The organism is Croceibacterium xixiisoli (assembly GCF_009827305.1).
Lineage (GTDB): Bacteria > Pseudomonadota > Alphaproteobacteria > Sphingomonadales > Sphingomonadaceae > Croceibacterium_C > Croceibacterium_C xixiisoli.
Genome location: NZ_WTYJ01000003.1, coordinates 90,628 through 106,154, shown reverse-complemented (window position 1 = coordinate 106,154; position 15,527 = coordinate 90,628). Strand labels below are relative to the sequence as shown.

The following is a 15,527-nucleotide window of genomic DNA, read 5'->3' as shown; positions in this document are numbered from 1 at the left end:
GCATGAGTGATTTCCGCCAGCTTTCCGACCGCGTCTGGGCCAGTCCGCAACTGATCGGCAGCGACATACGCGATGCGGCAGCCGAAGGCTTCACCCTGCTGATCAACAACCGCCCCGAAGGTGAAGAACCCAACCAGTTGCCCGGCGGCGAAGCCGCAGCCATCGCTGCCGAAACCGGGATGGATTATGTTGCTATCCCCGTGACCCCTGGCGGATTCACCCAGGCACAGGTGCAGGCCATGGCGGAAGCGCTGGCCAAGGCGACCGGCCCGGTGCTGGCCTATTGCCGTTCAGGCACGCGGTCGACTTTCCTGTGGGCTCTGGCAGAAGCGGCTGGCGGGGGCGACCCGTCCACGCTGGTCGAAAGCGCGGCCCAGGCAGGATACGATATCGGCGCCATCCGGCCCACTCTGGATGCCCTGAGCGCGCAAGCCGAGGACTGAACACCCCAGTTCCTCATCCGATTACCCTGAGAGCCGCGTGACCATCTACGGCGCTCAGGGCTGTTGCTGGTGCCAGAAATGTACCTGCATACCGCCGAGCAACGTCCGGCGGTTCTGCCCCCCACTTCCCGGCAGCATCAACGCAATTCGCAAACATTACACCGCATCTGGCGAGCGCCAGCTGCAGCACGTGGCTGACGCCGCGTCAGGTAACAACCGGATCAACGTCAGATCACATCGTACCGGTCAAAGAAGAAGGGCCGGGGGATTGCTCCCCCGGCCCCAATCTCTGCCTCGCGGCGGAAAGCTTAGCGGCCCGAACCCGGTCCGTAGCTGATTTCCACGCGGCGATTCTGCAGTTCGCGAACGCCGTCGGCGGTCGGGACACGCGGATTGGCTTCACCGAAGGCTTCGCTGGAGATGCGAGCGGTCGGGATACCCTTGCCGGTAAGATAGGTGCGGACGCTGGCGTTGCGCCGTGCGGCCAGACCCAGATTGTACTGAGCCGAACCCGAACGGTCGGTGTAGCCGGCGAGCATGATCGGCGCCGTGCCGCAATTACGGTATGCCGTGATCGCGCTGTCGAGGATCGACGCTGCTTCCGGCGTGATGTTCGACTTATCCCAGTCGAAGAACACGATGTACGGACCCTTGTTGCACTGCGCAACCGGCGGCGGAGGCGGCGGGGGCGGAGGCGGCGGGGGCGGCGGAGGCGGCGGGGGAGGCGGCGGCGGGGGAGGCGGCGGCGGAGCTTCGGCACCACCGAAGTTTGCCGTCAGCGTCAGCAGCGCCGAATGGCTTTCCAGTTCGAAATAATTATCGAACCCGGCGGAATCACGAACAGCGAACTTGTCGGTGTTCAGATAGCGGTAGCGCAGGCCGACATCGACCGACTTCGAGACCGGGAAATAGACCTGTGCCAGACCCTGATAGGCCCAGGCGCTATCCTTATCATCGACGATCGGCCGACCGGGAACGAGATACTCATTCGTATCAACCCAGGCACGGCCCACGCCGGCACCGATCGAGAAGCCGATGCCATCATTGCCGCCGAAGTCGAGCAGAGCATTGGCCATTGCAGTGGTGACCGCCGTCTTACCGGCCGGGTTCGTGAAGGTGCCCGCAAACGGATCTTCAACTGCGGTTTCCGGAGTCACGATCGAAGTGATCACGTCTTGCTTGAAGCGCTTGTGAGCAACTTCGAGTTCCGTACGGATCAGGCCGAAATCGTAACCGATGAACGCACCAAGATCGAAACCGTTCTTGTGCTGCACATCGTATTCAAGATCGGGCGCGATATAGACGGGGTTGGAAGCGGGATCGACGATACCAGCTTCGATGCCGACATAGGCGCTACCGTCACGGGCCATCGCAGGTGCGGTCAGAGCCGACGCTGCAACTGCCATACCCAGCAGAATTTTTCTCATCATGAATCCCCTTTGGACCTGCACATTCAAACCCATAGTTGCAGTGCAACACGCTTGCAACCGGAACCGAAGCAACTGCAGCGCGCAACAGGTGAGAATTGCCTTTCTCACACCATCCAAATTGGTTCAGGACCTAAGCGGTTCCCCAAGCTTTCTCCAATTGCAGCTGTAATTGAACCCAGTTTTATAGATTCGATGGTGACTGTGGCAATTGCGCTACAGAATCAGCCAACAAAAAAGGGGGCCGGAGCGGCTGGCTCCGGCCCTTTCAGTTGCGTTCGCAGGAGGAACGAGGGGAGGCGGGATCGAGGGGAGAGGAGGAGAAACCCGATCCCGCCAAGCTTGTGATCAGTTGTAGGCGCGTTCGCCGTGCTCGCCGATGTCCAGGCCTTCGAATTCGACTTCCTGGGTCACCCGCAGCCCGGTCAGAGCCTTGGCGATGTAAATGGCGATCGCGGTACCAACGGTAGACAGGATGATCGTGGTGACGACCGCGATGGTCTGGGTCGCCAGTTGGCCACCCATGCCGTAGTCTTCCGGACCGGGGCCACCAAGCGAGGGTGCGAAGACTACTGCGGTGCCGATGGCGCCGACGATGCCGCCCACGCCGTGGATGCCGAAAGCGTCGAGCGTGTCGTCATAGCCCAGTGCCGGCTTCACCTTCGACACGAAGTAGAAGCAGACCACCGAGGCGATGATGCCGAGCACGATTGCACCGAATGGGCCGGAATTGCCGGCAGCCGGAGTGATGGCAACCAAGCCGGCGATGATGCCGGAGCAGAAGCCCAGCGACGACGGCTTGTGACCAGCGAGGCGTTCCACGACCATCCATGCCAAGGCACCAGCAGCGGTGGCGACAAAGGTGTTGATCATGGCAAGGGCAGCCGAACCATTGGCTTCCAATGCGGAGCCGGCGTTGAAGCCGAACCAGCCCACCCACAGCAGGCCGGTGCCGACCATCGTCAGCGTCAGCGAGTGCGGAGCCATCGGTTCGGTCGGGTAACCCTTGCGCTTGCCGAGGATGAGCGCGGCAACCAGGGCCGAGACACCGGCGTTGATATGAACCACGGTACCGCCGGCAAAGTCCAGTGCACCCATGGCGAAGAACACGCCACGCGCTTCCCAGACCATGTGGGCGATCGGGTAATAGACGATCAGCAGCCAGATGAAAGCAAACACCATGGTGGCCGCGAATTTCATGCGTTCCACTACTGCGCCCAGCACCAGCGAAATGGTGATGGCGGAGAAAGTCATCTGGAAGCTGATGAACACATATTCCGAAATCACTTCATCAGTGAAGGTCGCCGCAGTGGAATCGGGAGTTACACCAGCAAGGAAGAACTTGCCCCAGCTGATGATCGAATTGCCTTCCGGACCGAAGGCCAGGCCATAACCGCAGATGACCCACATGATCATGGCCAGCGCGGTGACCGAACCGATCTGCGTCATGGTCGACAGCATGTTCTTCGACCGGGTCAGACCGCCGTAGAACAACATCAGGCCGGGGAGGATCATCAACAGCACCAGAATGGTGGCCGTCATCATCCAGGCGTTGTTGCCCGAGTTGGGCACGGCGGCGACTTCTTCAACCACGGCAGCGACCGGTGCCGATGCAGCAGCATCGGTTACCGCCTGCGTGGCGGTGGTGGCAGCTTCGGCCGCCCAGGCGGTGGTTGCGGCGAACATCGACGCACCAAACGCGCCGGCGCCGCAAACAATGTTGCGGATCATATCAGTACCCCTGTCTGATGGAGTCAGTTGTGGCGTCGGGCTGCTCACAGCGCGGTATCCCCGGTTTCGCCGGTGCGGATGCGGGTGGCGGAGGCGAGTTCGAAGACGAAGATCTTGCCGTCACCGATGCTTTCGGTGCTGGCGACCTGCTGGATCGTTTCGACAACCTGCGCAGCCACAGCATCGGTGGCGGCAATTTCCAGCTTCACCTTGGGCAGCATGTTGGTGGAATATTCGGCGCCGCGGTAGATTTCCGTCTGGCCCTTCTGACGTCCGAAGCCCTTGACCTCTGACACGGTCATGCCCGCAACGCCGATGGCGCTGAGTGCTTCACGCACTTCGTCGAGCTTGAATGGCTTGATGATGGCGATGATGAACTTCATCACTGACCCCTGTTGCTTACCGGCACACGCCCGGCTGGGATCAGTAAAAGCAACATGCATGCCAAACGCAGAAATCCGGTGTTTACAGTGCGTATTTCAAGCTATGCCCGGCGTCAGGGAAAAATCATCGCCCGTTTATTGAGCAATTGCACAAATTTTAGGCAGGCGATGTCAGGCAGGTAGGGCCAGCCGGGCAATCACCGGCAGATGATCGGATGCCATGCTGGACAGCGGACTATGGTGCACAGAGCAGGCGATCGCGTGCCAGTGGCGCGAATGAACGATCCGGTCGAGTTGGGCGATCGGGCGTCGGCTGGGGAAGCTGCGACCAGGCAGCAATTGGCGCCAGTCGGCATGAAAACCGGTCAACGCCCCGCCCCGCACCGACCACTCATTAAAGTCGCCCATCAGCACGCTGGCGTGATCGGCATCCCGTAGCACAGAGCACACGGTCTGCACCTGCCGGCGCCGCAACAGTCCAGACAGATCCAGATGCATGCCCACCACGCTGAAGCGGACGCCGTCCTTGCTCAGAGTGGCCCGAACCGCACCGCGCGGCTCCAACGCCGGGAGCGCAATCGGCGCGACGTCGATGATGTCGAGCCCGCTGCGCACCAGAATGGTATTGCCATGCCAGCCGATCCCCGCCGGACGCATCGCCAGCGGTGCAGCCTGCCAATGATGTTCGGCCAATAGGGCCCGGGGCAACACCGCCGTACGGCTACCGAAGCGCATGTCAGCTTCCTGTAGCGCGACCACATCGGCGTCCAGCTCACCCAGCACCGCCATGATCCGATCCGGATCGCGTCGGCCATCGCGGCCGACAGCCTTGTGGATGTTGTAGCTGGCGAAAGTCAGCTCGACAGGGTCGGCCATCAGCTCGCTCTCCTGCCTTGCCCGCATGCGGGATACAGCATGGCCTGATCAGCCGAGGGATAAATTCCAGCCATGCCCAAAAACTAGGCATTTACAGGGTTGTTTCCACCCGGAACGTAAAATTCCTTGCTGTACCGCCCGGCAGAACCAGTCGGGAGAATTGGTCAACGCTCCTTGGTGGCAGAGAATATGAGATCCGGGTTCTTTTCCTGCTGGTAACCCACGTCCCACGGCGATTTCGCCATGAACACCAGATCGCCATCGCGATCCTTGGCTAGATTGGCCCGGTTGAACTGTTCGAAACTGTTCAGCGCCGCATCGCTGCCCTTGATCCAGCGGGCAGTGGCAAAAGGCGATGCCTCCAGCCCTGCCTCTACCTTGTATTCCGCTTCCAACCGGGAGATCAGCACTTCGAGTTGCAACTGGCCGACCACACCGACGATCCAGTTGCTGCCGATTTCAGGGTAAAAAACCTGGATCACCCCCTCTTCCGACAGGTCATCCAAGGCCTTGCGCAGTTGCTTGGTCTTGGTCGGATCGCGCAATTGCACGCGACGCAGAATTTCCGGCGCGAAATTGGGCAGGCCGGTAAAGCGCAGGCCGTTGGTTTCGCTCAGCGTGTCCCCCACCCGCAGCGTGCCGTGATTGGGGATGCCGATGATATCGCCGGCTTCGGCCGTATCAGCGATTTCGCGGTCCTGGGCGAAGAAGAGGATCGGCGAATGCACGGCAATCGGCTTGGCCAGACCCGACGGAGTCAGCTTCATGCCGCGGCGGAAGGTGCCCGACACCATGCGCATGAAGGCGATCCGATCCCGGTGGTTGGGATCCATATTCGCCTGCACCTTGAAGATGAAGCCGGTCACTTCCTTGTTTTCCGGTTCAACCAGCCCGGCGTCGGACGGCTGCGGACGCGGCGGCGGGGCGAAGCGGGAAATCGCATCGATCAGTTCGCTGACGCCAAAATTCTTGAGCGCGGAGCCGAAGAACACCGGAGTCAGATCGCCATTGCGATAGGCTTCCATGTCGAATTCGGGATAGCCGCCCTGGGCCAGCTCAACCTCTTCCGCGATATCTGCCGGCAGTTCGACATTGGCTTCGCGCTTGCCGAGAAATTCACGGCTGTCGCCCTCGGGCCGGCTGACTTCGCCAGTGGCAAAATCGAGCACACCCTGGAACAGCCCGCCCAGCCCTACCGGCCAACCCTGTGGGCTGACATCCAGCGCCAGCGCATCGGCCACTTCATCGAGCGTTTCAAAGGGTGAGCGGCCTTCGCGGTCGACCTTGTTGACGAAGGTGATGATCGGCAGATTGCGCAGGCGGCAGACTTCGAACAGCTTGCGCGTCTGCGGCTCGATCCCCTTGGCCGCGTCGATCACCATGATCGCCGAATCGACCGCCGTGAGCGTACGATAGGTATCTTCGGAGAAATCCTCGTGCCCTGGGGTATCGAGCAGGTTGAAGGTGATGCCGTCCTTTTCGAAGGTCATCACCGAGCTGGTGACCGAAATCCCGCGCTGCTGCTCGATCTTCATCCAGTCCGACCGGGCGCGCCGCGCCGCGCCGCGTGCCTTCACCTCACCGGCAAGATGGATCGCGCCGCCCTGCAGCAGCAGCTTTTCGGTGAGTGTGGTCTTACCCGCGTCGGGGTGGGAGATGATGGCGAAGGTACGACGATTGGACATGGCGCGCGGCCCTAAAGCATCGGGCCGAAAAGTGGAAACCGGTTTTATGCAACCTTACCGTCAACGCTTGCCCGGCCAGATGGCAATCAATCGGCGGGGTGAACCGCCACATCCATGCAGAAACTGCGTTCGGCGCCCGGTTCCAGCAACATGATGCCTGGCTTTTCGCTCAGCGTGCCGGCAAACCCTGCGGGATCGGCGATGCCAGCCCAGGGTTCGATACAGATGAAGCGCGCGCCCGGTTTCTGCCAGATGCCCAACATCGGCAGTTCGGGGAAGCTGATATCCAGCCGCGCCCCGGCGGGCGAGCGATAGGACAGGTCGCGGCTGGCAAGCCGATCCCAGATCAAGGCATCAGCTTCGAACAGGCCTGAAGCGAGCGCCAGTACCCGATCACGGACGGGGGTCGGTTCTTCCAGCGCAACCAGCCCGGCAGCGTCCAGCCGGCGGACGGGCTGGGGTTCATCCTGCGCAAACACGATCTGGTGTTCGTCCTTCGCGCCGCCATCAGGCAGCGGCCAGGCAAAGGCCGGGTGATAGCCGAAGCTGAAGGGCAGCGGTCCATCGCCCGGATTGCTGACCCGCGCTTCCATCGACAGGACCATGCCGGCCAGAGTGAAACGCATGTCGAGCACGAAGGGGAAGGGATAGGCAGCACGGCTGTCCGCATTGTCGACCAGCCGCAGCGTGACGCTGTCACCGGCCCGTTCAACCACATCGAAGGCGCGACCACGGGCAAAGCCATGGCGCGACAACGTATATTCCTGCCCTTCATGGCGGAAGCGGCCACCCGCCAGCCCACCCACGATCGGGAACAGGATGGGGGCATGGCCGGTCCACCAGGTCGGATCGGCATCGGTCATATATTCCCGCCCGACCGCATCGGTAAGCGAGAACAGCTCTGCCCCGAAGAGTTCGATCTGCGCCGTCAGCCCGGCTGAAGCGATTTCAACGAACGTCCCCAGGGCATTGCTCATCCGCGCAACTCCGCGCCAAGCTTGGCCGCTGCGGCGACGACCTTGGCCGCAACCGCCTTCAGATCTTCCTCGGTATAGCTCTTCTCGCCCGGCTGCAGCACCAGTTCCACCGCTAGCGATTTCTTGCCTTCGGGCACACCATTGCCACGGAAATCATCGAAGATGCGGGCTTCGGTGATGTTGGCCTTGTCAGCCCCCTTCACCGTCCGCGCCAGATCGCCGGCCGGCAGCGCCACATCCACCAGGAAGGCAAAGTCGCGCTTCACCGCCTGCAGCGCCGGCGGGGTGTATGCCGTGCGCATAAAACCGTCCTTGCCGCGCTTGGCCGGAATGGCGTCGAGATGAATTTCAGCCGCCATCACCGGACCATCGAGATCGAAGGCCTTCAGCGTGGCCGGATGCAGCGCGCCAAAGCTTGCCAGCACCGTCTTGGGCCCCAGCCGCAGCGTGGCGGACTGGCCCGGATGGTACCAGTGGCCCGCATCCCCCATGACCTGCAGATTGTCCACCGGCGCACCGGCGGCGGCCAGCAGGGCAATCACCTCGGCCTTGGCATCATAGGCGTCGAAATTCTGCGCCTTGCCGCTGGCCCAGCCGCGCGCCGTCCGTTCCCCGGCCAGCACGAAGCCCAACGTCGCATGCTCGCTTTCCGCCAGATAGCGACGCCCGACTTCGAACAGCCGCACACTGTCTGCCCCGCGATCCATGTTGCGCCGGGCCGCCATCAGCAGACCTGGCAGCAGCGAAGGCCGCATCACCTTCATGTCTTCGCTGATCGGATTGTCCAGGCTCCAGACCCCACCACCGAAAGCCACAGCTTCCTTTTCCGGCAGGAACGACCAGGTGATCGCTTCATTCAGTCCGCGCGCGGCAGCCGCACGGCGGACCTTGCGCTCGATCATCTGCGCCGGGGTGGCCGTGGGCCGGGCCACGCCTTCGGCACGGGGCAGCGCGATCGAGGGAACATTGTCGATCCCTTCGATACGGATCACCTCTTCGACCAGGTCGGGCTGGCCATCCACATCGCGGCGCCAGCTCGGCACGGTGACATTCCACTGTGCATCCACGGCAAAGCCCAGCGATTCCAGGATCGCCTGCTGGCGGTCCGGTGCCACGACCAGGCCGCCCAGCGTTTCCGCCAGGCTCGGATCATAGGCGATGATCTTGGGTTCCAGCGGCGGCTGACCGGCACGGGTGATCGCGCTGGCGGTACCGCCGCACAGGCTGAGCACCAGATGGGTGGCAATCGCCAGACCATCATCAAGGAAGGCCGGATCGACCCCACGCTCGAACCGCTGGCGGGCATCGCTGGTCAACGCCAGCTTCTGCCCCGTACGGGCAATGCTTTCCGGAGTGAAAAAAGCGCATTCGATCAGCACGTCGGTGGTGCCGTCCGAAACACCCGAATCCTCGCCCCCCATGACACCGCCGATGTCATGCACCTCCACATCATCGGCGATCACCGTCATCGCGGCATCGAGCGCATAGGTCTTGCCATTGAGCGCCAGCACGCTTTCACCATCCTGCGCCCGGCGCGCGACCAGCGCCCCCTGCAGCTTGGCCCGGTCATAGACATGCAGCGGGCGGCCCAGATCGACCGAGACGAAATTGGTGATATCGACCAGCGCCGAAATCGGCTTCTGCCCGATCGCCGCCAGCCGGCTGCGCATCCATTCGGGGGCTTCGCCATTGCTGAGGCCGGATACTGCCTGGGCGTAGAAAGCCGGGCAGCCTTCGGCATCATCGATCCGCACATCCGGGGCAGGACCGCTTCCTTCGACCGGCGCCAGGCTGTCCATGCGATAGACATCCGCGAGCGGACGCAGCGTGCCCAAACCTGCTGCGGCCAGATCGCGCGCAATCCCGCGCACACCCATGCAATCCTGCCGATTGGGGGTGATGGAAACATCGATCACCGGATCATCGAGATCGCGGTAATCGGCAAAGGCGGTGCCCACCGGCGCATCTGCCGGCAGTTCGATGATCCCGTCGTGATCGTCGCCCAGTTCCAGTTCGCGGGTGGAGCACATCATGCCGTTGGATTCGACGCCGCGAATGGCTGCCTTGCGCAATACCATGCCGTTGGCCGGAACCATTGCGCCTTCGACGCCGAACACGCCGACCAGGCCGGCGCGGGCATTGGGCGCGCCGCAGACGACCTGCAGCGGATCGCCCTCGCCGCGATCGACCGTCAGCACCTGCAGCTTGTCCGCCTGCGGATGCGGCGCAGCGGTCAGCACCTTGGCTACCACAAAGCCGCGCAGTTTTTCCGCCGGGTTTTCGATGCCTTCCACTTCCAGCCCGATCCGGTTCAGCGCGTCGGCGACGTCGTTGATGGTGGCCTGGGTGTCGAGATGCTGCTTCAGCCAGCTCAGAGAGAACTTCATGCGCCGACTCCTCCGCTCAGCGTGGGGACATCGAGCGCGGCAAAACCATAATGCCGCAGCCAGCGGATATCGCCATCGAAGAACGCGCGCAGATCATCCATGCCATATTTGAGCATCGCCAGCCGGTCGACACCGGTGCCGAAGGCGAAGCCCTGCCATTCGTCGGGGTCCAGTCCGCAGGCTTCGATCACCTTGCGGTTGACCATGCCGCTGCCCAGCACTTCCATCCAGCCTTCCGATCCGCCGATCACACGCTTGCCCTTGATCACGGTATAGCCAACGTCGACCTCCACCGATGGTTCGGTGAAGGGAAAATAGCTCGGCCGCAGCCGCAGCACGACGTCATCGCGTTCGAAAAAGGCACGCAGGAAGGTTTCCAGCGTCCATTTCAGGTGACCGAGGTTGATGCCCTTGTCGATCACCAACCCTTCGATCTGGTGGAACATCGGCGTGTGGGTGGCATCGCTGTCGCTGCGATAAACGCGGCCCGGCGCAATGATGCGGATCGGCGGTTCTTGCGCGGTCATGGTGCGGATCTGCACCGGCGAGGTGTGGGTGCGCAGCAGCATGCGGCCGCCTTCGCCCGGTCCGGCCGCAGGCCCAGCCCGCTTTTCGTCCGGGAAATAGAAGGTGTCGTGCATGGCACGCGCCGGGTGGGTTTCGGGAATGTTGAGCGCAGTGAAATTGCGCCAGTCGTCCTCGATCTCCGGCCCGGTGGCCACGGCGAAGCCCATATCGGCAAAGATTTCGGCCAGTTCGTCCATCACTTGGCTGACAGGGTGAACCGATCCGCGTGCGCTGTCCGGCGCCGGCAGCGTCAGGTCGATGGTTTCGCCGGCCAGTTTCGCTTCCAGCTCAGCTGCTTCCAGTGCTGCCTTGCGCGCGGTGATCGCGTCGCTGACGCTCTGGCGCAGACCATTGATCAGCGGGCCCTGGCTCTGGCGTTCGTCCGGGCTCATGCCGCCCAGCGTTTTCAGCAGGGCGGAAACACTGCCCTGCTTGCCGAGAAATTCGACCCGCAGCCCTTCCAGCGCGGAAAGGTCTGCCGCGGCGCCAATGCGCGCGACTGCATCAAGTTCAAGTTGCTGAAGATCTGCCATGAAAACTGCTGTTGTTGAAAGGCGCCGATAGTGGTTGCCGCGCCTGTTAGCGGGCGGGGCGCGCCGGCCCAACCCCTAATCACACAGGGCAGGCCGCATTGGCAGGCTGGCAGCGGCTATCTGGAGCGCTTGCCATCATCGGCGTAGCGCAGGATCGTCGGCTTGTCCGTTTGCGGGGCAGCCCCTTGATCGGCCATGCGCTGTTCGATGATGCGATCAAGAATGGGATGCGGCCCCAGCGCATATTCACTGGGGGTCATGGCCATGAAGGATCGGAAATCCCGTACAAACTGGGCCTGGTCATAATATTGCCCATCCATTGCCTCGCTCCAGTTGCGGCGCGGCTCCAGCATGAAGCGGGCCAGGCTGCGCAGGAATCGTTGGCGGCGCAGGAGCATTTTCGGCGGAAATCCGAAATAGCGACCGCATAGCCGTTCCAGCGTGCGCGGCTTCATTCCCAGACGCTCGCCCAGATCCCCCACATTGGCGATTTCGGGATCCAGCAGCGCCGCATGGCAGGCAAGGATTTGCTCTTCGCCAACAATGATCCGATTCGCATGCGGCATCAGGAAACTGTTTATGGCCCCCGCCGTCGCTTCCGCGTCGGAATGCGGCTGATGCACCAGATCCAGCAACGGCGCGAACAGGGCAAAGGCTCGATCGGCAACACCATCCACGGTGCGATCGGCAAAATCGCGCGCGCTGCCCGCAATGAATTTGGCCCAACCGGCAGGCTGTACCCCCAGTCCCCAGATGCGTGCGGTGGAAAGGCCGAAACGGATCGATTGGCAGGTCGGCCCGCTGACGACGAATTGCGCCTGCCGGCTCATGGGCCCCGGGCCGATCGCGGCCATCGGCGGCTTGCCGACGGAAAAGCGCATGGCGGCCCATTCTGGATGAAGGCAATCCTTGATGATCTGCCCGTCCGGACAGTCGATATCAAAGCAGTACAGCGCCGTGAAATAAGGCTGCAATTCCGGAGACAGCCGAAACAACCGGACATCGAGCGAAAAATCGGTGCCCACCGCGATCGACCGATCCACTTCTGTCGGGGACACAATGCCCCCCTTCCCTGCCCCCAAACGCCGTTCCTTGCGACCCGATTACCAGAATGGGACAATTATGGACATATCACAAGCAGGCTGACAAGCCCTGCCAGCACCCCTGCGGAAAGACGCAGGTGACCACAGACCAGACGCAAAAAGGGGCGTGAACGGCAAGCGTTCACGCCCCTTTTATCCCGGCATCAACCTGTTGGCGATGCCGTAGCAGGATGTCAGGCGGCAGGAAGTGCTGCCTTGGCCTGCTGAATGATCGACGCGAATGCAGCGCCTTCGTTCATGGCCAGATTGGCCATCACCTTGCGGTCCAGTTCGATGCCGGCCAGCTTGATACCGTGCATGAACTGCGAATAGGTGATGCCTTCAGCGCGGACAGCTGCGTTGATGCGCTGGATCCACAAACCACGGAAGGTCCGCTTCTTGATCTTGCGATCGCGGTAAGCATATTGGCCAGCCTTTTCGACGGCCTGACGAGCGACGCGGATCGTGTTCTTGCGACGGCCGCGGTAACCCTTGGCCTGTTCGAGAATACGCTTGTGCTTCTGGCGCGTGGTAACGCCGCGTTTGATACGGGACATTGCTCAGTACTCCTCAGTTCAGCCCGTAGGGCGCCCACTTCTTGATCACCCGTGCATCAGCATCGGAGATCACTTCGGTGCCGCGGTTCTGGCGGATGTACTTCGCGTTGTGGCTGATCAGCCGGTGGCGCTTGCCAGCAACACCATGCTTCACCTTGCCGGTGGCGGTGATCTTGAAGCGCTTCTTCACACCGCTCTTGGTCTTCAGCTTGGGCATTTTTGTCTCCTATAAAGGGACACGTCCAACCAGCCCTGGCAGCCCTTGTGGCCAGGCCGGCAGATGAATCACGTGTCTATCGAAGCGCGCGCCACTAAATGCTGCGACGCCCAAAGGCAAGCCCGCACATTGGCCGGCGATCAATTGCCTGCCCGCTATCCTGTGGTAAAGGCTTGGCATGAGGGTGGCAAATGGACCAGGCTGACCGGTCGCGCATGGCCGCACGCATCATCGGTGCCTTTGCCGCTGCCGCATTCTATGCGGTCGGATGCTATCTGCTGGTGGATTGGGCACGCCCTGATTCAGGCATGGTGATGGTCAGTTTCGCGCTGGTGCAACCGGCAGCGATCTGCGCCTTCCTCTGTTACATCTGCGATCCGCTCGCCCGCCGGCGCAGACGGTTCTACGCACTTGTACCAGTTGTGTGCCTGGTCGGCATGATCCTGATCGGCGTCATCCTGCTGCAGGAAGGGGTGGTCTGCATTTTGATGCTGGCGGTTCCCTGGCTGATCAGCGGAGAGGTGGGGGCGCTGCTCACCTATCGCCTGCGCCGGCGCGATCCTGAATCTGATCCGGCGAGCACCTTCCTGAGCCCTAGCCTACTGGCGCTGCCGCTCATCATGATGCCAATCGAAAGCATGATAGAGCCGCCCGCCCGGCACTATTCCGTAACCCGCGAGATTGTGATCGATGCGCCGGCGCATGCGATCTGGCCGCTGATGCAGGGCATTACCGATATCGGGCCGGATGAAGGGCGCTGGAACCTGTCACAGGATCTGATCGGCATCCCCCGCCCGCGTGGAGCCTGGCTGGAAGGGAGCGGGGTGGGCGCCATCCGCCATGCCCGCTGGGAGCATGGCATCGCCTTTCGCGAAATCGTGACCGATTGGCAGGTGAACAGCCGAATCAGCTGGCGGTTCGATTTTACCGGCAGTCAGGGCTGGGAATTCACCGACCGCCATTTGCGCCCCGACAGCGCCTATATGCAGGTCGACAGTGGTGGCTACGTGCTGATCCCGCAGGACGATGGCCGGCATTTGCTGCAGCTGACGACGCGTTATACCGCGCGCACCCACTTCAATCCCTATGCAGCGCTATGGGGTGAATTCTTCCTCGGCGATCTGGAAAGCAACATTCTGGCCGCGATCCGTGACCGGGCCGAACATTGGAAACAGGATCGGTAAGAAAAATGATGGGGCATGCATTGTCACGCGCCACATCGCAAACCATGCCGCATTATCGTTAGCGGCCGGAAGGCAGCAAAAAATAGCGCCCGTTCTTAATTTGTTACCAACAGGGCGTTGCCCAGTTTTAGACGTCGCCAAATGGCCGGCGCCTCATCTGCTTCAGCCAGGAAGAAAAATCGCCGGCCGGCAATCGGATCAGATTTTTCCCAACCGCATGATTCCAGAGATAGGCTTGGACGCGCAGACGAGCGCCTACCGCGGTTTTCGCCTCAATTTCAGCCCGGCGGTAGTCCCCCGTCAATGGATCATGGGTGTTCACCCCTTCGAAATGATCGAGCGCGGCGAGATCGACCGTCTCCGCGTCATGCAACATCCCCTGCACGCGCCCCGTGCCGGGAAGCAGCGCCGGATACCAACCCTGCGGATCGGGCACGGCGTAAAGTGTGCCGCACGCCCATGCGGGCAAGCCGGGACCGATACCGACAAGCATGTCGCAGACATCCCTGCCCGCGAGATGTTCCATCAACACGCCGTAGAAGAACAGCTTCACGGATGACTGTGATCGTGCCCGGAATGATCATGGTCATGCGATTGCCCGCCCATGGCTTCCAGCACATCGTCCAGCCGGGCCGGATCGCCCAGCGCCAGCACATCGCCGGCAGAACCGGCGTGCAGCGGTTCGCCATTCCAGTCGCACATCAGGCCACCAGCCCCCTCGACCACCGGCACCAAAGCGGCGAAATCATGCAGCTTCAAACCGGCTTCGCACACCACGTCGAGGCAACCGGTGGCGAGCAAGGCGTAGTTGTAGCAATCACCACCCATGATCATGCGCTTGTGGTCGGTCTTCGCCGCCAGAGCCATGAACACGTCGCCTTCCTCCTGGGAGAAATAGTGCGGCCCGGTGGTGGCCAGCGCGGCATCACCCAGTTCACGGCAAGGCCGCACCCTGACAGGCATGCCATTCAATGTGGTCGGTTGCCCCATCACCCCCAGCCAGCGTTCGGACTGGATCGGTTGATCGATAAGACCGAGCACAGGAAAACCATCCACGAGCAAGGCGATCAGCGTCCCGAAGGTGGCGCGGCCAGCCAAGAAGGCCGTCGTCCCATCGATAGGATCGAGCACCCACTTGCGACCCGAGCGCCCTTCGCTGACACCGAATTCTTCCCCGTGAACGCCGTCTTGCGGGACTTCGGCTGTCAGGATACGCCGCATCGCTTCTTCCGCCGCGCGATCGGCCACGGTGACAGGCGAGGCATCGCCTTTGCGTTCCGCCGTCAAGGGCGTGCGAAAATGGGGTCTGATGGCTTCTCTCGCCGCATCGGCAAGGCGGTGGGCAAGCGCGATTTCAGCGTCAAGTTTCATCGGAACATCCTGTTCTGCTGTTGCACCGCTGCAGCCTGCTAGGGGCTGCTGATCCCCGGCACCCGCACGGGCTGATCACCATCGGCAACCCAGTTGCTGACGCCCAC

General features: G+C 62.1%; 15 protein-coding genes. 2 read left to right on the top strand and 13 right to left on the bottom strand.

Annotation, left to right across the window (positions count from 1 at the left end; genetic code table 11):
- Nucleotides 1-2: 2 nt before the first annotated feature.
- Nucleotides 3-443 carry a TIGR01244 family sulfur transferase gene (locus GRI97_RS14195; RefSeq protein WP_161391874.1) on the top strand — a complete coding sequence of 147 codons (441 nt, stop codon included), beginning with the start codon at nt 3-5 and terminating at the stop codon, nt 441-443.
- 308 nt (nt 444-751) lie between these two features.
- On the opposite strand, the gene GRI97_RS14190 is transcribed toward GRI97_RS14195, so the two are convergent.
- From GRI97_RS14190 to rpmI, 11 genes are all read right to left on the bottom strand, one after another.
- Entirely contained in the window at nt 752-1,870 is a 1,119-nt protein-coding gene (locus GRI97_RS14190) for an OmpA family protein (RefSeq protein ID WP_161391873.1), read from the bottom strand.
- Between the two features lie 348 nt (nt 1,871-2,218).
- Nucleotides 2,219-3,601, bottom strand: coding sequence for an ammonium transporter (locus GRI97_RS14185; protein ID WP_161391872.1), 1,383 nt, complete (start codon nt 3,599-3,601; stop codon nt 2,219-2,221).
- A gap of 44 nt (nt 3,602-3,645) precedes the next feature.
- Complete coding sequence (locus tag GRI97_RS14180) at nt 3,646-3,984, bottom strand: P-II family nitrogen regulator (protein WP_161391871.1); 339 nt, start codon at nt 3,982-3,984, stop codon at nt 3,646-3,648.
- A gap of 171 nt (nt 3,985-4,155) precedes the next feature.
- The gene (locus GRI97_RS14175; protein WP_161391870.1) at nt 4,156-4,860 is read right to left on the bottom strand and encodes an endonuclease/exonuclease/phosphatase family protein; all 705 of its coding nucleotides are present in this window, start codon (nt 4,858-4,860) and stop codon (nt 4,156-4,158) included.
- Nucleotides 4,861-5,024: 164 nt separating this feature from the next.
- The gene (locus tag GRI97_RS14170) at nt 5,025-6,545 is read right to left on the bottom strand and encodes a peptide chain release factor 3 (RefSeq protein ID WP_161391869.1); all 1,521 of its coding nucleotides are present in this window, start codon (nt 6,543-6,545) and stop codon (nt 5,025-5,027) included.
- Between the two features lie 86 nt (nt 6,546-6,631).
- Nucleotides 6,632-7,522, bottom strand: a complete 891-nt coding sequence (locus GRI97_RS14165) for an aldose 1-epimerase family protein (RefSeq protein WP_161391868.1) — start codon at nt 7,520-7,522, stop codon at nt 6,632-6,634.
- Nucleotides 7,519-9,909, bottom strand: a complete 2,391-nt coding sequence (gene pheT, locus GRI97_RS14160) for a phenylalanine--tRNA ligase subunit beta (RefSeq protein WP_161391867.1) — start codon at nt 9,907-9,909, stop codon at nt 7,519-7,521. The genes GRI97_RS14165 and pheT overlap by 4 nt, the downstream gene beginning before the upstream one ends.
- Nucleotides 9,906-11,009, bottom strand: a complete 1,104-nt coding sequence (gene pheS / locus GRI97_RS14155) for a phenylalanine--tRNA ligase subunit alpha (RefSeq protein WP_161391866.1) — start codon at nt 11,007-11,009, stop codon at nt 9,906-9,908. The genes pheT and pheS overlap by 4 nt, the downstream gene beginning before the upstream one ends.
- 116 nt (nt 11,010-11,125) lie before the next feature.
- Nucleotides 11,126-12,067: a helix-turn-helix domain-containing protein gene (locus tag GRI97_RS18930; protein WP_161391865.1), complete on the bottom strand. Its 942-nt coding sequence runs from the start codon at nt 12,065-12,067 to the stop codon at nt 11,126-11,128.
- 218 nt (nt 12,068-12,285) lie between these two features.
- Nucleotides 12,286-12,648 (bottom strand): 50S ribosomal protein L20, encoded by a 363-nt coding sequence (rplT, locus tag GRI97_RS14145; protein WP_161391864.1) that lies wholly within the window; start codon nt 12,646-12,648, stop codon nt 12,286-12,288.
- Between the two features lie 13 nt (nt 12,649-12,661).
- Nucleotides 12,662-12,865, bottom strand: coding sequence for a 50S ribosomal protein L35 (rpmI, locus tag GRI97_RS14140; RefSeq protein WP_161391863.1), 204 nt, complete (start codon nt 12,863-12,865; stop codon nt 12,662-12,664).
- 191 nt (nt 12,866-13,056) lie between these two features.
- On the opposite strand from rpmI, the gene GRI97_RS14135 reads away from it, so the two are divergent.
- A complete protein-coding gene (locus tag GRI97_RS14135; protein WP_161391862.1) occupies nt 13,057-14,049 on the top strand; it encodes an SRPBCC family protein in 993 nt (330 codons plus the stop codon).
- Nucleotides 14,050-14,176: 127 nt separating this feature from the next.
- On the opposite strand, the gene GRI97_RS14130 is transcribed toward GRI97_RS14135, so the two are convergent.
- Nucleotides 14,177-14,602, bottom strand: a complete 426-nt coding sequence (locus GRI97_RS14130) for a gamma-glutamylcyclotransferase family protein (RefSeq protein ID WP_161391861.1) — start codon at nt 14,600-14,602, stop codon at nt 14,177-14,179.
- Nucleotides 14,599-15,420, bottom strand: a complete 822-nt coding sequence (locus GRI97_RS14125) for an inositol monophosphatase family protein (protein WP_161391860.1) — start codon at nt 15,418-15,420, stop codon at nt 14,599-14,601. The genes GRI97_RS14130 and GRI97_RS14125 overlap by 4 nt, the downstream gene beginning before the upstream one ends.
- Nucleotides 15,421-15,527: the final 107 nt, after the last annotated feature.

What these genes read in the sequence shown, in the direction of transcription:
- GRI97_RS14195 (WP_161391874.1), top strand. Translation starts at nt 3, where the DNA reads ATGAGTGATTTCCGCCAGCTTTCCGACCGCGTCTGGGCCAGTCCGCAA.
- GRI97_RS14190 (WP_161391873.1), bottom strand. Translation starts at nt 1,870, where the DNA reads ATGAGAAAAATTCTGCTGGGTATGGCAGTTGCAGCGTCGGCTCTGACC.
- GRI97_RS14185 (WP_161391872.1), bottom strand. Translation starts at nt 3,601, where the DNA reads ATGATCCGCAACATTGTTTGCGGCGCCGGCGCGTTTGGTGCGTCGATG.
- GRI97_RS14180 (WP_161391871.1), bottom strand. Translation starts at nt 3,984, where the DNA reads ATGAAGTTCATCATCGCCATCATCAAGCCATTCAAGCTCGACGAAGTG.
- GRI97_RS14175 (WP_161391870.1), bottom strand. Translation starts at nt 4,860, where the DNA reads ATGGCCGACCCTGTCGAGCTGACTTTCGCCAGCTACAACATCCACAAG.
- GRI97_RS14170 (WP_161391869.1), bottom strand. Translation starts at nt 6,545, where the DNA reads ATGTCCAATCGTCGTACCTTCGCCATCATCTCCCACCCCGACGCGGGT.
- GRI97_RS14165 (WP_161391868.1), bottom strand. Translation starts at nt 7,522, where the DNA reads ATGAGCAATGCCCTGGGGACGTTCGTTGAAATCGCTTCAGCCGGGCTG.
- pheT (WP_161391867.1), bottom strand. Translation starts at nt 9,909, where the DNA reads ATGAAGTTCTCTCTGAGCTGGCTGAAGCAGCATCTCGACACCCAGGCC.
- pheS (WP_161391866.1), bottom strand. Translation starts at nt 11,009, where the DNA reads ATGGCAGATCTTCAGCAACTTGAACTTGATGCAGTCGCGCGCATTGGC.
- rplT (WP_161391864.1), bottom strand. Translation starts at nt 12,648, where the DNA reads ATGTCCCGTATCAAACGCGGCGTTACCACGCGCCAGAAGCACAAGCGT.
- rpmI (WP_161391863.1), bottom strand. Translation starts at nt 12,865, where the DNA reads ATGCCCAAGCTGAAGACCAAGAGCGGTGTGAAGAAGCGCTTCAAGATC.
- GRI97_RS14135 (WP_161391862.1), top strand. Translation starts at nt 13,057, where the DNA reads ATGGACCAGGCTGACCGGTCGCGCATGGCCGCACGCATCATCGGTGCC.
- GRI97_RS14125 (WP_161391860.1), bottom strand. Translation starts at nt 15,420, where the DNA reads ATGAAACTTGACGCTGAAATCGCGCTTGCCCACCGCCTTGCCGATGCG.